The 300-nt window shown below is 54.3% G+C and carries 1 rRNA gene; it reads right to left on the minus strand.

Going from position 1 to position 300, the window contains the following annotated elements:
- Positions 1-300: ribosomal RNA gene (locus E3U55_RS17215) — 16S ribosomal RNA — on the minus strand; the annotation flags it as partial.

Raw genomic sequence — 300 nt, forward strand, 5'->3', positions numbered from 1 at the left:
AATTAAACCACATGCTCCACCGCTTGTGCGGGCACCCGTCAATTCCTTTGAGTTTCAGCCTTGCGGCCGTACTCCCCAGGCGGAGTGCTTATTGCGTTAACTGCAGCACTAAGGGTGGAAACCCCTAACACCTAGCACTCATCGTTTACGGCGTGGACTACCAGGGTATCTAATCCTGTTCGCTCCCCACGCTTTCGCACCTCAGCGTCAGTAACAGACCAGAGAGCCGCCTTCGCCACTGGTGTTCCTCCACATATCTACGAATTTCACCGCTACACGTGGAATTCCGCTCTCCTCTTC

This window comes from Filobacillus milosensis (genome assembly GCF_004402015.1).
Taxonomy (GTDB): domain Bacteria; phylum Bacillota; class Bacilli; order Bacillales; family Alkalibacillaceae; genus Filobacillus; species Filobacillus milosensis.